15 protein-coding genes are annotated in these 15914 nt (G+C 66.9%); 10 read left to right on the top strand and 5 right to left on the bottom strand.

Annotated features, from left to right (window positions below):
• The first annotated feature begins 16 nt into the window (after positions 1 to 16).
• Positions 17 to 544, top strand: coding sequence for a hypothetical protein (locus N5D91_RS04495; protein ID WP_110712245.1), 528 nt, complete (start codon positions 17 to 19; stop codon positions 542 to 544).
• A gap of 96 nt (positions 545 to 640) precedes the next feature.
• Here N5D91_RS04495 and N5D91_RS04490 read toward each other — a convergent pair whose 3' ends face one another.
• The gene (locus N5D91_RS04490) at positions 641 to 3400 is read right to left on the bottom strand and encodes a GGDEF domain-containing phosphodiesterase (RefSeq protein ID WP_110712244.1); all 2760 of its coding nucleotides are present in this window, start codon (positions 3398 to 3400) and stop codon (positions 641 to 643) included.
• A 131-nt stretch (positions 3401 to 3531) separates the two neighbouring features.
• Here N5D91_RS04490 and N5D91_RS04485 point away from each other — a divergent pair, with 131 nt between their 5' ends.
• Together N5D91_RS04485 and N5D91_RS04480 are read left to right on the top strand one after the other, a co-directional pair.
• Positions 3532 to 5634, top strand: coding sequence for a PAS domain-containing sensor histidine kinase (locus N5D91_RS04485; protein WP_110712243.1), 2103 nt, complete (start codon positions 3532 to 3534; stop codon positions 5632 to 5634).
• Positions 5635 to 5638: 4 nt separating this feature from the next.
• Positions 5639 to 7411: an EAL domain-containing protein gene (locus tag N5D91_RS04480; protein ID WP_110712242.1), complete on the top strand. Its 1773-nt coding sequence runs from the start codon at positions 5639 to 5641 to the stop codon at positions 7409 to 7411.
• Positions 7412 to 7504: 93 nt separating this feature from the next.
• Here N5D91_RS04480 and N5D91_RS04475 read toward each other — a convergent pair whose 3' ends face one another.
• The 4 genes from N5D91_RS04475 to flgA form a co-directional block, all read right to left on the bottom strand.
• Complete coding sequence (locus tag N5D91_RS04475) at positions 7505 to 8725, bottom strand: ATP-binding protein (RefSeq protein ID WP_164161865.1); 1221 nt, start codon at positions 8723 to 8725, stop codon at positions 7505 to 7507.
• A 91-nt stretch (positions 8726 to 8816) separates the two neighbouring features.
• Positions 8817 to 9155, bottom strand: coding sequence for a flagellar protein FlgN (locus N5D91_RS04470; RefSeq protein ID WP_006366325.1), 339 nt, complete (start codon positions 9153 to 9155; stop codon positions 8817 to 8819).
• Positions 9152 to 9457 carry a flagellar biosynthesis anti-sigma factor FlgM gene (gene flgM / locus N5D91_RS04465; RefSeq protein ID WP_019337421.1) on the bottom strand — a complete coding sequence of 102 codons (306 nt, stop codon included), beginning with the start codon at positions 9455 to 9457 and terminating at the stop codon, positions 9152 to 9154. Before flgM ends, N5D91_RS04470 begins: the two co-directional genes overlap by 4 nt.
• A gap of 75 nt (positions 9458 to 9532) precedes the next feature.
• Positions 9533 to 10189 (bottom strand): flagellar basal body P-ring formation chaperone FlgA, encoded by a 657-nt coding sequence (gene flgA, locus N5D91_RS04460; protein WP_153855283.1) that lies wholly within the window; start codon positions 10187 to 10189, stop codon positions 9533 to 9535.
• A gap of 171 nt (positions 10190 to 10360) precedes the next feature.
• Between flgA and N5D91_RS04455 the strand changes: the two genes are divergently transcribed.
• The 7 genes from N5D91_RS04455 to flgG all read left to right on the top strand — a co-directional run bounded on the left by N5D91_RS04455 (position 10361) and on the right by flgG (position 15894).
• Positions 10361 to 11305 carry a chemotaxis protein gene (locus N5D91_RS04455; protein ID WP_180846579.1) on the top strand — a complete coding sequence of 315 codons (945 nt, stop codon included), beginning with the start codon at positions 10361 to 10363 and terminating at the stop codon, positions 11303 to 11305.
• Positions 11306 to 11454: 149 nt separating this feature from the next.
• Positions 11455 to 11850 (top strand): flagellar basal body rod protein FlgB, encoded by a 396-nt coding sequence (flgB, locus tag N5D91_RS04450; protein ID WP_005409576.1) that lies wholly within the window; start codon positions 11455 to 11457, stop codon positions 11848 to 11850.
• A gap of 3 nt (positions 11851 to 11853) precedes the next feature.
• Positions 11854 to 12261: a flagellar basal body rod protein FlgC gene (gene flgC, locus N5D91_RS04445; RefSeq protein WP_005416461.1), complete on the top strand. Its 408-nt coding sequence runs from the start codon at positions 11854 to 11856 to the stop codon at positions 12259 to 12261.
• 23 nt (positions 12262 to 12284) lie between these two features.
• Positions 12285 to 12968: a flagellar hook capping FlgD N-terminal domain-containing protein gene (locus N5D91_RS04440; RefSeq protein WP_164161868.1), complete on the top strand. Its 684-nt coding sequence runs from the start codon at positions 12285 to 12287 to the stop codon at positions 12966 to 12968.
• Positions 12969 to 13000: 32 nt separating this feature from the next.
• Entirely contained in the window at positions 13001 to 14224 is a 1224-nt protein-coding gene (gene flgE / locus N5D91_RS04435; RefSeq protein ID WP_107431886.1) for a flagellar hook protein FlgE, read from the top strand.
• Positions 14225 to 14256: 32 nt separating this feature from the next.
• Positions 14257 to 15006 (top strand): flagellar basal body rod protein FlgF, encoded by a 750-nt coding sequence (locus tag N5D91_RS04430; protein WP_180854438.1) that lies wholly within the window; start codon positions 14257 to 14259, stop codon positions 15004 to 15006.
• A gap of 102 nt (positions 15007 to 15108) precedes the next feature.
• The gene (flgG, locus tag N5D91_RS04425; protein ID WP_005409571.1) at positions 15109 to 15894 is read left to right on the top strand and encodes a flagellar basal-body rod protein FlgG; all 786 of its coding nucleotides are present in this window, start codon (positions 15109 to 15111) and stop codon (positions 15892 to 15894) included.
• Positions 15895 to 15914: the final 20 nt, after the last annotated feature.

Genomic DNA, 15914 nt, shown 5'->3' with positions numbered 1-15914 from the left:
CGTTCATGGAAGACCGATGGCCATCGCCCTGATCGCAGTGCTCCTGATCGAGACCCTCCTTCTGATGGCTTGGGTGGCCGGCTATTTCAGTTGGGGCATCACCCTGTTCAACGAACGCATCGCGGCGTCACCGGCCATGCAGGCCCGGCTCTCGCTCGGCAGCCTGGAACGTGACCTGCCGCAAGACAAATGGCAGCACCTGGCCTTCCATGCACTGCCGGACGGCAGCATGGCGTTCCGCGAGAGCTTTGCGCCGAGCTTCAGCCTGCGCTACTTCCCGGTGATGCGTGGACGCATCGTACTCAACGCGCGACGGCACGAAGTGCGGGTGATCGGCCTGTGCAGCTGGTTCGTGGCGATCCTCTCACTGCTGCTGTTGCCACTGGTGGCGATGCGCCCGATAGCGGCACCGATGCTGCTGGTGCTGCCGCTGTTCCTGGCCAGCTATCTGGTGCAGAAGCGCCGCTATGCGGCCATCGTCGAACTGCTGCGGATGCAGTTGAGAGCGGAGTTTCCGGGGCAGATCCACGCCATGCGTGGATGATCGCGAGCACCGGCATTCGTGTCGACCAAGGTCGACACCTGCCAGAGCGGTGCGTCGGCGTGCGGCGATCCCACCGGGCAAAGCCCGGCGCCACCCTCAGCGTGCCAGCACGACCTCGCTGGCAGCATCTGTGCGCCCGGGTGCCGGGTGCTGCTGCCGCAGCCACTGCGCCAGGTCGCGCGGGCTGAGCGGGCGCGAGTATAGATAGCCCTGGATCTCGTCGCAGCCCTGGCGGCGCAGCATGTCTTCCTCCTGGTGCGTTTCCACGCCCTCGGCCACCACCTTCATGCCCAGTGCGTGACCCAGGTGCACGATGGCCTGGGTCACCTCGGCCGTGCCCGAGTCGTGCAGCATGCCCTGCACGAAACTGCGGTCGATCTTCAGGCGCCCCACCGGGAAACGGTTGAGGTAGTTCAGATTGGAGAAGCCGGTACCAAAGTCATCCACCGCCAGTGGCACACCGTGCCGTTCCAGCACGTCGAAGCAATGCCGCAGGATGTCGGTGTCACGGATCAACGCCGACTCGGTCAGTTCCAGCTCCAGCCGCTGCGGCGGCCAGCCGTGGGCATGGCAGATCTCGATCACGCGTTCGGCGAAACCGCGGTCGCGCAGCTGCACCGCCGACACATTGACCGCGATGCGGTCGAAACACAGGCCGGCCCGGTCCCAGGCGATTGCCTGGCGGCAGGCTTCGTTCAGCACCCAGTCGCCGATGCGCACGATCTCGCCGCACTTCTCCGCAATCGGAATGAACTCGGCCGGGCTGCAGTAGCCGATACCGGGCCGGTGCCAGCGCAGTAAAGCCTCGATTGCTGGCGGCTCACCGTGGTGGGCGTGCAGCAGCGGCTGGTACGCCAGGCTGAACTCTTCGCGCTCGATCGCCCCGTGCAGGGCGTGCTCCAGTTCGAGCTTGCGCTGGATTCGCGCCAGCGCGTCCTGACTGTAGTACTGGTAAGTATTGCGGCCGGCTTCCTTGGCTGCATACATCGCGGCGTCGGCGGCACGCAGCAGCGAATCGAAGTCGGTCTGGGCATCGCCCAGCATCGCGATGCCGACGCTGGCGCCGACCTTCAAGGTGGTTTCGCCGCGGCGCAGCGGCTCGGCCAGCGAAGCGATCAGCTTGCGCGCGACGTGACCCGCGTCTTCCGGCTCGGCCAGGTCGCGCAGCACGACGATGAATTCGTCGCCACTGAAGCGGCCGAACAGGTCGTTGTTGCGCAGGTTCTGGTGCAGGCGGGTAGCAGCGGCCTTCAGCAGCGCATCGCCGGTGGCGTGGCCGAAGCTGTCGTTGATGGTCTTGAAGCCGTCCAGGTCGATGAACAACATCGCCAGCGAGGTGCCGCGGTCGCGCGCTTCCTCGATGGCTTCGGCGGTCTGTTCGCCGAGCAGCACACGATTGGGCAGGCCGGTCAGCAGGTCATAGTGGGCCAGCAACTCGATGCGCTCGTTGGCCTCGCGCTCGCGGGTGATGTCACGGAACAGCACCACGAAGCGCGGCGGCAGGCCATCGCGACGGTCCAGCTCGATCAGCACCTGCACCCATACGCGCAGGCCGGACTGGCGATAGAAGCACAGGTCCAGCTGCTCGGGCAGTCCACCCGCAGCAATCCGGCCCAGCGCCGCCTCGAAGGCACTGCGCGAATCCTCGGTATACAGCGCCATCGCCTGATCGAGGGTGATCGGCTCCTTGCGCAGGCCATGGATGCGGTAGCACTCCTCGGTCCACTGCATGTGCCGGGTCTGCACCTCGATCTCGCAGCCACCGATGCGGCCCAGCGCGGACACGCGATTGAGCAGCTCGGTGCGCCAGCGGATCAACGCGTCGGTCTGGTGCTGCTCGGTGATGTTCTGCACCTGGCCGAGCAGGCGCTTGGGCTGGCCGTCCATGTCCAGCAGCGGCTGGATCCACAGCCGCAGATGCTGTGACGGCTCATTGCCGCGGGTCAGCTCCAGCTCGAGGTTGGCGGCGCGGCCATCGCGCCACAATCGCCGCCACGCCGCCCGCAACGCGCCGCGCGAACGCGGGTGCAGCTGCTTCAGCCAGCGCCGCTGGCCGGGTACGGCCCCCTGCTCCAGCGCCAGCAGCGAACGCAGCTCCGGCGACCACCAGAAATGGCCAGTGCCGGGGTCGAACGACCAGCTGCCCATGCTGGCGATGCGCTGTGCCTCGCTCAGGTGCAGCTGCTGCTCCTGTAGCAGCGATTCGAGCTGCTTCTGCTGCTCGATATCGGTATGCGTGCCGACCATCCGCAGCGGCTGGCCGTCGGCGGTGCGCGCGACCACGCGGCCCCGGTCCAGCACCCAGCGCCACTGGCCATCGGCCTGGCGGAAGCGGAACTGCGCGCTGTACTGCTCGCTCTGCCCGCGCAGATGCTGGTCCAGCGCGGCACGCACCTGGGCGATGTCCTCGCTGTGCACACGCGCCAGCATCGCGGTGGCGGTTTCATCACCCAGTGCTGGCGTGCGCGCCACACGGTCGCTGGGAATATCCCAGTCCCACAGGCTGTGGCCGGCGCTGTCGAGCGCCAGCTCCCAGCGGCCACCGCCATCAACCGGCACCGGTTCGGGAATGCTCAGGGTGAAGGCCAGCAGGTTGCCGGCACCGTCATGCACGGCACGCAGGTGGCCGTCGTAATGTCCACGCGGGCCACCCGGCAGCGTGCAGGCCACGATGCCGCCATCGGCGGCCATCAGGCGTAGATCTTCCAGCATCGGCGCATAGGCAGCCACGGTGGCCGGCAGGCCATGCTCGCGCGCAGCCGGATTGGCCGCCAGCGGGCGGCCCGTACGGTCGACGATGACCAGCGCCGACGCAAGCGGGTGCTGCAGCAGGCTGGCGATGATCCCTTGGTCCACGCGATCTTGCTCCGGATGACACGCCCGTCAGCGGGGCACGCAGTGGTTAACGGCGCCTGCGGCGGATAATTGAGTGGCCAGGGCACACCCGCGCGGTAAGATGGCCGGCGCCCCTTTCATCCAGCCCGTCCATGCCCGCAGAACCCACCGGCAGCGCCCCAGTTTCCGACCCGCGGATGGCGCAGTCGCTGAGCCGCGACCGGCGCCGGGTGGTGCTGAGCTATCTGGTGATGGCGCTGGCCTGGATGATCGCGACCGACGGCGCCGTACAGGCGCTGGTACCCGACCCGCAGCAGGCCGCATTGTGGCAGGGCCTGAAGGGCGCGTTCTTCGCCGTGGCCAGCGCCGGCCTGCTGTACCTGCTGCTGCGCCCGCTGGCCGAGCACGTGCTGCATACCCATGCCCGCCAGCAAGCCTCCGAACTGCGCCTGCGGCAGATGTTCGAGGGCAATCCCGGCCCGATCCTGGTCTACGACCTGGACACACTGGCGATCCTCGACGCGAACCCGGCCGCCTGCAGCGCATTTGGCTGGGAGCGTGACGAACTGCTGGAGCAGACCATCGACGCGCTGTGGCCACCGGGCCAGGACCAGGCGCTGCAGACCAAGCTGGAAGCGATCCGGGAGGCGCCGGAAGAGCTGTGCATCCTGCGCACCCAGCTGCAGCTGCGCGACGGCAGCCTGCGGCAGATGGAGCTGCGCTCCAATGCCATCAGCTACGACGGCCACAACGCCCGCCTGCTGATCGCCATCGACCGCACCGCCGAGGACCTGGCGCAGCTGCGCCGTGACCAGGCGCTGGCACGGGTCGAGGAGGCACATGAGCTGGCCCGCATCGGCGCCTGGGAACTGGACCCGTCCACCGGGCTCGGCCGCTATTCCAACCAGGTCTATCGGCTGCTCGGCCGACGCCCCCCCGAAGCCCGCCGCTGGCATCGCTTCGACGAACTGCTGGTGCCGGCCGACCCGGCGACCGCAACCCAGACCGAGCAGTTGTTGGCCGAGCTCTGCTCCGGCGAGCCGGTGCAGGTGGACGTGTTGTTGCCATTGCTGTCGATGGACGGTCGTGCACTGATGGTGCACCTGCGTGCCGCCAGTGGCATCGACGAAGCCGGCCGCAACCGCGTGCTCGGAACCCTGCAGGACGTGACCGAACGCGAGCAGTCACGGCGCCTGCTGCGTGAACGCGAGGAACAGTTCCGCGAACTGGTGCGGGTACTGCCCGACGGCGTGGTGATCCTCTCCGACGAGCACGTGCTGTATGCCAATGCCTGGGCCGCCGGCCTGTTCGGCTATGGCAGCCACACCCTGCTGGGTGAGCCGCTGTCGGCCCTGGTCGCGGTCGGCGACCTGGCCCGGGTCCGCAGTCAGCTGCGCGCCGGACAGCCGCATCTGGGGCCTGGCCACAGCAGCGTGGTGGCGATGCAGCGTGCCGACGGCCGCAGCTTCCATGCGGGGCTGGCGGTAGGCGAAGTGCGCTATGGCGGACGCGACTGCAAGCTGCTGATCGTGCGCGACCTCAGCGATTCCGAACGCATCCGCAGTGCGCTGGAGACCAGCAACCGCGAACTGCAGGCCATGGCCGGCCGCCTGTTCTCGCTGCAGGAAGACGAACGCCGCGCGATTTCGCGCGACCTGCACGACGACATCGGCCAGGCGATCACCGCAATCAAGCTGTCCGCCCATGCTGCGCAGGACGAGCATGATCCACAGCGCCGCGCCGAGGATCTGGCGCAGATCGTCAGCCTGGCCGACACCACCGTGGCCAAGCTGCGCGACATCTCCACGCTGCTGCGCCCGCCGCAGCTGGATGCCCTGGGCCTGGAGGCTGCACTGAGCTGGCAGGCACGGGTGCTGTTCCGTTCCTCGCCGGTGGAACTGCTGGCCGAGATCGAACCGCTGCCACAACGTCCTGACAACAGCATCGAGCAGGCCTGCTTCCGCATCGCGCAGGAGAGCCTGACCAATGCCCTGCGCCATGCCCGCGCCAGCCAGGTCCTGCTGCAGCTGCGCGATGTCGGCCAGCGCGGCCTGCACCTGCAGATCCGTGATGATGGCGAGGGCTTCGACCCGGACGGTCCGCGCGGCCTCGGCCTGATCGTGATGCGCGAGCGCGCGCAGAGCGTCGGTGGCCACGTGCGGATCGAGTCCGCGCACGGTGAAGGCACCCTGATCGACGTCCATCTCCCCTACCAGGCGGCCAGCATGGCCGCCGTTGAGTCACCGGACTACTGAGCCTATGTGGAATCCCAACCTGCCCCCGGTCAGCATCGACGATGCGCCCGACCGCCTCGGCGCCGGCAACCCCGAGCTGCAGGCGATGGTCGCCGAAGCGGCCTCGGGCGGCACCGCACTGATGCTGATGCACGTGGACATCGACCACTTCGCCTCGGTCAACGAGAACATGAGTGCCGAGGTGGGTGACCAGGCGCTGGTGCTGGTGGCGCAGCGGCTGCAGTCCTACCTGCGCGGGCGCGGCAAGCTGTGGCGCCATGGCAGTGACGAATTCCTGATCGCGGTGCCCCGCACTGCCGACGTGCCGCTGCCGGAGGACTTCGCCGAGGAGATCCGCCAGCAGATGGAACTGCCACTGTCGGTACTGCCGTACACGCTGTTCATGACCGGCAAGCTCGGCGTCAGCCTGTGCCCGGACCATGCCAGCAGCACCTCGCGCCTGCTCGATCACGCCGAGGACGCGCTGTACCAGGCCGCGCGCGAAGGCGGCAACGCGGTGCGCATCCACGCGGTGGATACCCCGCCCAGCGCGCACAGCGAGAGCATCATCGCGCGGCAGATCGTCGATGCCATTCCCAATGGCGAACTGAAACTGCGCTACCAGCCGCTGGTCAGCGCCCGCGACGGTCATGTGGTGGGCATGGAAGCGCTGCTGCGCTGGCAATCGCCCACGCTGGGCATGCTGGTACCCGAACGCTTCATGCGCACCGCCGAACGGCTGGGCATCATCGTGCAGATCGGCACCTGGGTGCTGGAAGGAGCGTTGAAGCAGGCCCGCCTGTGGCGCGACCAGGGCTTCGACGACTTCACCATTGCGGTGAACGTCTCCACCCTGCAGCTGCTGCGGCCGAACTTCTTCGCCGAAGTGATGGGCCTGATCCAGGCCGCCGGCGTGCCGGCACAGATGCTGACGCTGGAGATCAACGAAAGCGCGCTGACCAACAACGTCAACTTCGTGCACGAGACGCTGGCCAATCTGCGCAACGAAGGCATCAGCCTGAGCCTGGACAATTTCGGCACCGGTGATTCCAGCCTCAGTGCGCTGGTGCGCTACCCGGTGGACAAGCTCAAGATCGACCGCAGCTTCATCAAGAGTGCGCCGGCCGGCAACCGCGAGGCGGCCATCGCCCGCGCGATCATCGCCATGGGCCACCAGCTGGGCATGACCGTGATCGCCAACGGCGTGGAATCACAGGCCCAGCTGGGTTTCCTGCGCCGCAATGACTGCGATGTATTCCAGGGTTATCTGTTCGGCGAACCGATGTCGGCCGATGCCGCCGGCATGACCCTGCGCCGCCGCTACCTGCGCCCGGAGGCGTTCGCCGAGACCCGCCCGGATCGCACGCTGCTGCTGCTGGACGACGAAGAGAACGTGCTGCGTTCGCTGGTGCGCCTGTTCCGCCGCGACGGCTACCGCATCCTGGCGGCCGGCAACGTGCGCGATGCGTTCGACCTGCTGGCAATCAATGACGTGCAGGTGATCCTGTCCGACCAGCGCATGAGCGACATGAGCGGCACCGAGTTCCTGGGCCGGGTGAAGATGCTGTACCCGGATACGATCCGGCTGGTGCTGTCGGGTTACACCGATCTGAACACGGTCACCGATGCGATCAACCGCGGCGCGATCTACCGTTTCCTGACCAAGCCGTGGAACGACGACGAGCTGCGCAAGCACATCCACCAGGCGTTCCGCACCTACGAGGAACAGCGCCGCAGCAACGCCGGGCCGGCGCCTGCCGAGAGCGGAGATGGCGGCGAGGATCGCCCGCTGCGGTAACGATCCCCTCTGGTAGAGCCGGCCGCTGGCCGGCTGCTCTGGATGTCGGGTTCAATGAGGTTGCCGGCCAGCGGCCGGCACTACCACAGGCGGTCAGCGCGGCTGCTTCACCGGCAGCACCACGCGGAAGCGCGAGCCCACGCCCGGGGTGCTGTCCAGGTCGATGCGGCCGTGGTGCTTGTTGATGATGCTGTAGGAAATCGACAGGCCCAGGCCGGTGCCGCTGCCGACCGGCTTGGTGGTGAAGAACGGATCGAAGATGCGCTGGCGCAGTTCCGGCGAGATGCCGCCGCCAGTGTCTTCAAATTCGACCCATACATGGTCACCCTCAACACCGGTACGCACGGTGATGGTGCCGCGCTCGGCGATGGCATGGCCGGCGTTGAGCAGCAGGTTCATGTAGACCTGGTTCAACTCCGACGGCAGGCATTCCACCAGCGGCAGCTGGCCGAACTCGCGTACCAGGGTGACCTTGTACTTCAGTTCGTTCCAGATGATGTTGATGGTCGATTCCAGGCCCGCGTGCAGGTCGACCAGCTTCCATGACTCGTCGCGGCCGGAATACGAGAAATCCTTCAGATCACGCACGATGCGCGTCACCCGCTCGATGCCTTCGCGCGACTCGGCCATCAGCTGCGGCAGGTCGCGGCTGATGAAATCGATGTCCAGGCGGTCACGGATATCGTCGATTTCCGGGATCAGCGCCTTCGGGTCGGGCGCTCGCAACGCGCGTTCATAGGCTTCGATCACGGTGAACAGGCTGCGCAGGTACTCCTGCAGGCTGCCCAGGTTGGAGTGCACGTAGCCGATCGGGTTGTTGATCTCGTGTGCTACGCCGGCGGCGAGCTGGCCGATCGAGGCCATCTTCTCCGACTGCAGCAGCTTTTCCTGGGTGCCGTTGAGGCGCAGGTAGGCCTGGCGCAGCTCTGCATGGCGCTGCTGCAGTTCGCGCTCGTAGTCCTCCTGCCCTTCGATGTGGCGGAACAGCGCCAGGAAGTGCCCTTGGCCGACCGGGCCGTGGTGGTAGAGGTGCGCGATGACCACGCCCTCGCCCAGCGGCAGGCTGCCGTTCCAGTGGCCGTGCTGGCGCGCCTGCTCCAGCGCATCGGGCGGCAGCAGTTCACGCAGGCGCTGCGGCGGCGGCAATGCGCTATCTTCTCCGCTGGCGAGCAGGTTCTGCGCGGCCGGATTGGCCAGCGCCACCTGCCCGTCTTCAGTGAACAGCAGCAAGCCTTCGCGCAGGCGCTCAAGCAACGCCTGCAGCACCGGCTGCGGCGGAAGGGGGGCGGTAACCAGGGCGTTGGCAGCGGACACGGCGACTCGGGGCATTCGAACAGGCGCCCAATATACGCGGTCACGCAGCGGGCTTCAGCCCGCGGGAATGGGTTGTGCGACCGCCGTCGCGTCAGGCGACGGCGAGTGGGCGGCGCGCAGTGACCGTGTGTGACTGGCCCTTGGCGTCGTACGCCGAGGCGTCCTCGGTGCGGCCCAGCTGGCGCAGCGCCCAGTTGACCTCGCGGCGGCGGCGCGACAGCAGCACACCATTGGCACGGTTGCGTTCAGCCAGTTCCTGCAGCTGTTCGCCTTCCCCGACCGGCGGCGCGCCTTCCAGCGCACGCAACGCCTCCAGCTTGGCCCCGGTGGCCCGGATCAGGGCGTGCACGTCGTGCTCGACCAGGGCCTGGCGTTCGACGTCCAGGGCCTGGGCAAGGCGCTGCAGCGGCTCGCTCATCGCCGCGGTCATCCGTGCAGCTGCTGGTCCAGCTCGAGCATGCGCGATGCGATCGCGTCCGGATTGATCTTGTAGGTGCCGTTCTGCAGTGACTCGCGCACGGCGGCCACGCGCTGGGCGTCGATCGCCGGGGCGGTGGTCAGCTCACGCTCGATGGCCTGCAGATTGGTGGCCTCGCCGGTCAGGCGCAGGCTGTCGGCCGCTTCGACCGGGCGCGCCGCCGCATCGGTGCTGACGCCGGGCTTGTTGGCCGGGGTCGTCACGCTGCGCAGTGCCTGGGGGACCTGCAGGTTGCCGTCGATTTTCTGGCTCATGGGGTGTCCTGGAGTTGCCGTTCACAAGGGATAACGGCCTCAGGGCCGTGATCTTTAGGGATATTTTGCGGTAATTCAACGCGCCACGATTACGTCACCCGCGGCATCGACCGTGCCCTGCACGATCCGCCGCGAGGACAGGTTCTCGACCGAGACCCGCTCATTCTCACCGGCATCACCCATCGCGCGGCCGGCAATACGGACCTCGACCGAGCCACGACGCGAGACCAGGGCCACATTGTCTCCTCGCCTGATGAGACGCTGCACCACCAGATCATTGCTCGACAGCAGGGCTCCGGCCTGCAACGGACGGCGGGCGATGCGGCCGATCGCCGCATTGGGATCGGCCAGCACCGAACCGGCAATCCGGGCGGCGTCACGCTGGGCAGTGGTGATATCGGCGGCGGAGATGGTTTCTCCAGTGCCGATTCCACGGTTGAGCACCAGCACGGTCTGGTTGCGCCGCACCTTCACTGGCACGAACAGTCGCCAGCCGCCGGCATCGGGGCAGCTGACCTCCACCGTGGTGTTGGCGGTGGGCTGCACCTGCAGCGCCCCCCCACACTTCGGCAGGCGAAGCGCATCGGCCACCTGGGCCTCGCCTTCACTGCCGGCCGGCAGCGTCGACAACGCCGCGGCACGGATGCTGGCCACCGGCTGCCAGTCGGCGGCGGACGCGCACGGCGAGGCCAGCGCCAGCGCGATGGCGAACAGAGATGTGACCCGGCGCATGGCGCCTCCTGTCGAAGGGATCTGGCCCAGGTGCGTGCAAGGGGTGTGCCAGAGCACCGCCCTTGTAGAGTCGAGCCGTGCTCGACTGCTTTTCTCCGTACAGCCAGTCGAGCACGGCTCGACTCTACAAAAGCGCTCAAGTTCGGCGCCCAACACGCCGATACAGCAGCCATGTCCCATGACCTGCTCAACCGGATCGACCAGCGGACCCGTCTGGCCGGCCACAACCGCCTGGCGCTGCTGCTGTTCCGTCTCGGCGGACGTCAGCTTTTTGGCGTCAATGTCTTCAAGGTGCAGGAAGTCCTGCGGCGCCCGGAGCTGTTCCAGGTACCCGGGCTGCCCAGCCAGTTCTCCGGCGTTGCGGACGTCCGCGGCCGCTCGGTACCGGTGCTGGACCTGGGCCTGGCGATCGGCCACCCCGAGCGTGAGCCCGATGCGGACACCTCGCCCGGCTACCTGGTCGTCACCGAGTTCAACCGTTCGATCCAGGGCTTCCTGGTCAGCGGCGTGGAGCGGATCGTCAACATCGCGGTGGAAGACATCCACCCGCCGCCGGAACTGGGCGCCGAATCCAGCTACCTGACCGCAGTCACCCGCTTCCAGGGCGAGCTGATCCAGGTGATCGACGTTGAAAGCGTGCTGGCCGACATCGCCCAGGTGCGTGGCGAGGCGGTATTGGACCCGACACTGGCAATGCCGGCCGACGGCCCGCAGCTGCAGGTGCTGGTGGTGGACGACTCGCGCGTGGCCCGCCAGCAGATCCGCAGCGTGCTGGACCAGCTGGGGGTGGGCGCCACCCTGCTCTCCGACGGCAGGCAGGCGCTGGACCACCTGCTGCAGATCCATGCCTCGGGCGAGAACCCGGCCGAACGCTACGCCATGGTCATCTCGGACATCGAGATGCCGGCCATGGACGGCTATACGCTGACGACGGAAATCCGGCGCCACCCGGGCCTGGCCGGCCTGTACGTCCTGCTGCATACCTCGCTGTCGGGCGTCTTCAACAATGCGATGGTCGAGCGCGTCGGTGCCAACGCCTTCGTCGCCAAGTACTCGCCGCACGAGCTGGCCGACTTCGTGCTGGACCGCCTGCGCAAGGTGGCGATGGCGGCGTAAGGCCGGCCGCGGGGTCGGATCCCGGAACGGGCTCCGACCCCGCATCGCAACGCGTCGACCACGGGGTCAGAGCCCCTGCGGGGATCTGACCCCACGCCTTTGGCACACCCCTTGCAGCTTCCTGGGCAACGTTCCCGTGGGAGTGCACCGTGCGCAACCTGATTACCGACTACCTGGGCGTCCATGCCCAGGCCATGCCGTTGCGCGAACAGCGGATGAAGCTGATCGCCAGCAACCTCGGCAATGCCGACACTCCCGGCTACAAGGCCCAGGACCTGGACTTCGATGCCGCCCTGCGCCACGCCCAGGGGCAGGATGCCAATGGCCTGATGGCCACCACCCACGAGCAGCACTACGAAATCAGTAGTGGCCTGAATCCGTTCCAGATCGCGCGCGAAGGCGTGCAGCCCAGCCTGGACGGCAACACCGTCGATCCCGATGCCGAGCGTGCCGCCTATGGCCGTGCCGCGCTCGAGTACCGCGCCTCGCTCAGCTTCGTCGAGAGCAAGGTGCGTTCCATGCTGACCGCGATCACGGGGCAATAAGCCATGAGCAACCTGCCGATCTTCGATATCGCCGGCTCCGCGCTGCAGGCGCAGTCGGTGCGCATGAGCACCATCGCCTCCAACCTCTCCAACGCCGACACCGTCGCCGGTTCCGCCGATGCCGTGTACAAGCCGCTGGAGCCGATCTTCCAGGCCGTGACCAGCAAGAACGATCCGAACATCACGTCGGTGAAGGTCAAGGAGATCACCCAGAGCGAGGCAGCGCCGATCAAGCGCTACGAGCCCGGCCATCCGCTGGCCGACGCCGATGGCTACATCTACCAGCCCGACGTCGATCCAGTGGCACAGATGGTCAACCTGATCTCGACCTCGCGCAATTACCAGGCCGGCGTGGAAATGCTGACCACCGCCAAGGAACTGGCCCTGGCCACCCTGACCATGGGCCGCTGAGGCCCGCAGCACCGGATACCGCCATGACCACCGCCGTCAACAACCAGACCAGCCAGGACGTCTATTCCGCGCTGGGCCTGAACGCCCCGAACAGCAACGCCACCAAGAAGAAGAACACGCTGGACCAGGCCGACTTCCTGCGCCTGATGACCGAGCAGCTGCAGCACCAGGATCCGCTGAAGCCGATGGACAACACGCAGATGGTCGCGCAGATGGCGCAGATGTCCACCGTGCAGGGCATCACCGATCTGAACAAGACGGTGAAGGGCTTCCAGGAGTCGATGGCCAGCGACCAGGTGCTGCGTGGTGCTGCGCTGGTCGGCCACCAGGTACTGGTGCCATCGGAAAAGCTGGTGCTGGAAAAGGAAGGCAGCGTCGAGGGCACGGTGGCCGCACCGTCGGCCGGCATCATCACCGTGGACATCACCGATGCCAACGGCGCCAAGGTCACCTCGCTGAGCGTTGAAGCCAAGGCCGCCGGCGAAACCGCCTTCAAGTGGGACGGCAAGGACGCCAACGGCAAGCGGATGGAACCGGGCAAGTACTCGGTTGTCGCCAACCACGTCGACACCACCGGCAAGAGCACCAAGCTGTCCACCTACGTGCAGGCCCCGGTGGAGAGCGTGACCGTCGGTTCCGACGGCCTGTACCTGAACCTCAAGGGCCTGGGCACGGCCCCGATCGACTACGTGCTCCGCGTCAGCTGAGCCGCACACCCCGTACTTACCAGGAGCATCCCATGGGCTTCAACGTCTCCCTGTCCGGCATCAATGCCGCCAATACCGACCTGAGCGTCACCGCCAACAACGTCGCCAACGTCAATACCGCCGGCTTCAAGCAATCACGCGCCGAGTTCGCTGACCTGTTCGCCTCCACCAGCTACGGCCTGTCGAAGAACCAGACCGGCTCGGGCGTGCGCGTTTCCAACGTGGCCCAACAGTTCATCCAGGGCCACAACGAGCAGACCGGCCGCAGCCTGGACATGGCGATCTCCGGTGAGGGCTTCTTCACCATGAACATGAACGGCTCGCGCGTGTACTCGCGTGCCGGCAACTTCCAGACCGATTCCGCCGGCTATGTGATCAACCCGCAGGGCGCGCGCCTGCAGGTGTTCGCGCCGAACGCCGATGGCACCAACTTCGATGCCGGCCGCCTGGTCGACCTGCAGCTGCTGACTACCGACAGCGCGCCGAAGCAGACCAGCGAAGTGAAGGTCGGTTTCACCCTGCCCGCCAACGCCAAGCAACCGACGGTCACCAATTTCGATCCGACCGACTCGAACAGCTACAACCACTCCAGCGGCGGCATCACCGTGTACGACTCGCTGGGCGTGAGCCACATCCAGGTCTCGTACTTCGTGAAGGGCGCCAACCCCAACGAGTGGACCGTGCGCAACTACGTGGATGGCCAGCCGGCCGGCGCACCGACCCCGGTGACGTTCGACAACAGCGGCAAGCTGACCAATCCTGCCAACGGCAAGGTCAGCCTCGGTACTTTCACCCCGACCACCGGCGCGGGCCAGCTGAACATGACGCTGGATATCAGCGGCTCGACCCAGTACGGCGAGAAGTTCGCGCTGCGCAACACCCAGCAGGACGGCTATGCCGCCGGCAAGCTCAACGAGATCACCGTGTCGGAAACCGGCGTGGTCTATGCCCGCTACTCCAACGGCGACGACAAGCCCCTCGGCCAGGTCGCACTGACCACGTTCAACAACACGCAGGGTCTGGAGCAGAAGGGCAACAACCTGTGGGTGGAGACGTTCGAGTCGGGCACCCCGCGCACCGGCATGCCGGACACCTCCAACCTCGGCAAGATCCAGGCCGGCTCGCTGGAAGCGTCCACCGTCGACCTCACCGAGCAGCTGGTCAACATGATCACCGCGCAGCGCAACTTCCAGGCCAACGCGCAGATGATCACCACGCAGGACCAGATCACCCAGACCGTCATCAACATCCGTTGATGACCTGCTGACCCCGTCACGGAACTCCCCGCATGGATAAAGCCCTTTACGTGGCGATGACCGGTGCCCGCGCCTCCCTGCAGGCGCAGGGCACGCTCAGCCACAACCTCGCCAATTCCGATACCCCCGGCTTCAAGGAAGCGCTGGCCAACACCGAAGCCTTCCCGATCCGTGGCCCGGGCTTTGCCTCGCGGGTGGATGCGCTGCATGTCGATGCCGGGTTCAACCGCACGCCCGGCTCGCAGCACATCACCGGCAAGCCGCTGGATCTTTCGCTGCAGACCGGCACCTGGCTGGCGGTACAGTCCAGCGACGGCAGCGAGGCGTACACCCGTGGCGCCGCGCTGTCGGTGACGCCGAACGGCCAGCTGGTGACCTCCAGTGGCCGCACGGTACTGGATGACAACAACAACCCGATCGCCATTCCGCCCTACCAGGCCATGGAGATCGGTGCCGACGGCACGATCTCGATCATTCCGCAGGGCGAAGGCCCGCAGACCATGGCGCAGATCGGCCGGATCAAGGTCGTGCAGGCGCCCGACGAGCGCCTGGAGCGCGGCCTCGATGGCCTCTTCCGCAACACCGATCCACGCCAGCCGTTCGCACCGGCGCAGGGCGCGGCCGTGCACAGCGGCCAGCTGGAAGGCAGCAACGTGGATGCCGCTGGCGCGCTGGTGCAGATGATCCAGCTGCAGCGCCAGTACGAAATGCAGGTGCAGGTGATCAAGCACGGCGACGAAAACGCGCGCAGCGCCAACAGCATGCTGCGCCTGGGCAGCTGACGGAATTCCGGCGCCGGTTGACGGCGGCGCTGGCACACCGCTTGCACACCCGCATACAAGGGCCGCACCACGCGGCCGGCTTCAGCAGACAGGACATCGAAGATGAACCAGGCATTGTGGATCGCGAAAACCGGACTGGATGCGCAGCAGATGCGCATGTCGGTGGTTTCCAACAACCTCGCCAACACCAACACCACCGGCTTCAAGCAGGACCGTGCCAGTTTTGAAGACCTGCTGTACCAGCAGGTGCGCCAGCCCGGCGGCTCCTCGTCGGCGCAGACGCAGCTGCCCACCGGCCTGCAGCTGGGTACCGGCGTGCGCGTGGTCGCCACCGCCAAGAACTTTGAACAGGGTGGCCAGCAGCAGACCGGCCGCGCCCTGGACGTGATGGTCAATGGCCGCGGCTTCTTCGAAGTTCAGATGCCTGATGGCAGCTCGGCCTACACCCGTGATGGCTCGTTCAAGATCAACCAGGACAGCGAGCTGGTCACCAACAGCGGCTACCCGGTGCAGCCAGGCATCCAGATTCCCGAAGGCGCGCAATCGGTAACCATCGGTACCGACGGCACCATCAGCGTGAAGATGGCCGACGGCGCCGCTTCGGTGGAAGTCGGCGCGCTGACCCTGACCGACTTCGTCAATCCGGCTGGCCTGCAGGCCCGTGGCGAGAATCTGTTCCTCGAGACCACTGCGTCCGGCCCGGCACAGAACGGCAACCCCGGCCTCAACGGCCTCGGCACCGTGGTGCAGGGCGCGCTGGAAGGCAGCAACGTCAACGTGGTGGAAGAGCTGGTGTCGATGATCGAAACCCAGCGCGCCTACGAAATGAACGCCAAGGCGATCTCCACCACCGATTCGATGCTCGGCTATCTCAACAACAAGCTCTGACCGGCCAAACCGGGAAACCG

This window comes from Stenotrophomonas sp. GD03794, from assembly GCF_029842145.1.
In the GTDB taxonomy this organism is placed as follows: Bacteria; Pseudomonadota; Gammaproteobacteria; order Xanthomonadales; family Xanthomonadaceae; genus Stenotrophomonas; species Stenotrophomonas riyadhensis.
The sequence above is the reverse complement of the archived record's forward strand: the minus strand, read 5'-3'. Positions and strand labels throughout refer to the sequence as shown.

What these genes read in the sequence shown, in the direction of transcription:
- N5D91_RS04495 (WP_110712245.1), top strand. Translation starts at nt 17, where the DNA reads ATGGCCATCGCCCTGATCGCAGTGCTCCTGATCGAGACCCTCCTTCTG.
- N5D91_RS04485 (WP_110712243.1), top strand. Translation starts at nt 3,532, where the DNA reads ATGCCCGCAGAACCCACCGGCAGCGCCCCAGTTTCCGACCCGCGGATG.
- flgG (WP_005409571.1), top strand. Translation starts at nt 15,109, where the DNA reads ATGAACCAGGCATTGTGGATCGCGAAAACCGGACTGGATGCGCAGCAG.
- N5D91_RS04430 (WP_180854438.1), top strand. Translation starts at nt 14,257, where the DNA reads ATGGATAAAGCCCTTTACGTGGCGATGACCGGTGCCCGCGCCTCCCTG.
- flgA (WP_153855283.1), bottom strand. Translation starts at nt 10,189, where the DNA reads ATGCGCCGGGTCACATCTCTGTTCGCCATCGCGCTGGCGCTGGCCTCG.
- N5D91_RS04480 (WP_110712242.1), top strand. Translation starts at nt 5,639, where the DNA reads ATGTGGAATCCCAACCTGCCCCCGGTCAGCATCGACGATGCGCCCGAC.
- N5D91_RS04455 (WP_180846579.1), top strand. Translation starts at nt 10,361, where the DNA reads ATGTCCCATGACCTGCTCAACCGGATCGACCAGCGGACCCGTCTGGCC.
- flgM (WP_019337421.1), bottom strand. Translation starts at nt 9,457, where the DNA reads ATGAGCCAGAAAATCGACGGCAACCTGCAGGTCCCCCAGGCACTGCGC.
- N5D91_RS04470 (WP_006366325.1), bottom strand. Translation starts at nt 9,155, where the DNA reads ATGACCGCGGCGATGAGCGAGCCGCTGCAGCGCCTTGCCCAGGCCCTG.
- N5D91_RS04440 (WP_164161868.1), top strand. Translation starts at nt 12,285, where the DNA reads ATGACCACCGCCGTCAACAACCAGACCAGCCAGGACGTCTATTCCGCG.
- flgE (WP_107431886.1), top strand. Translation starts at nt 13,001, where the DNA reads ATGGGCTTCAACGTCTCCCTGTCCGGCATCAATGCCGCCAATACCGAC.
- flgC (WP_005416461.1), top strand. Translation starts at nt 11,854, where the DNA reads ATGAGCAACCTGCCGATCTTCGATATCGCCGGCTCCGCGCTGCAGGCG.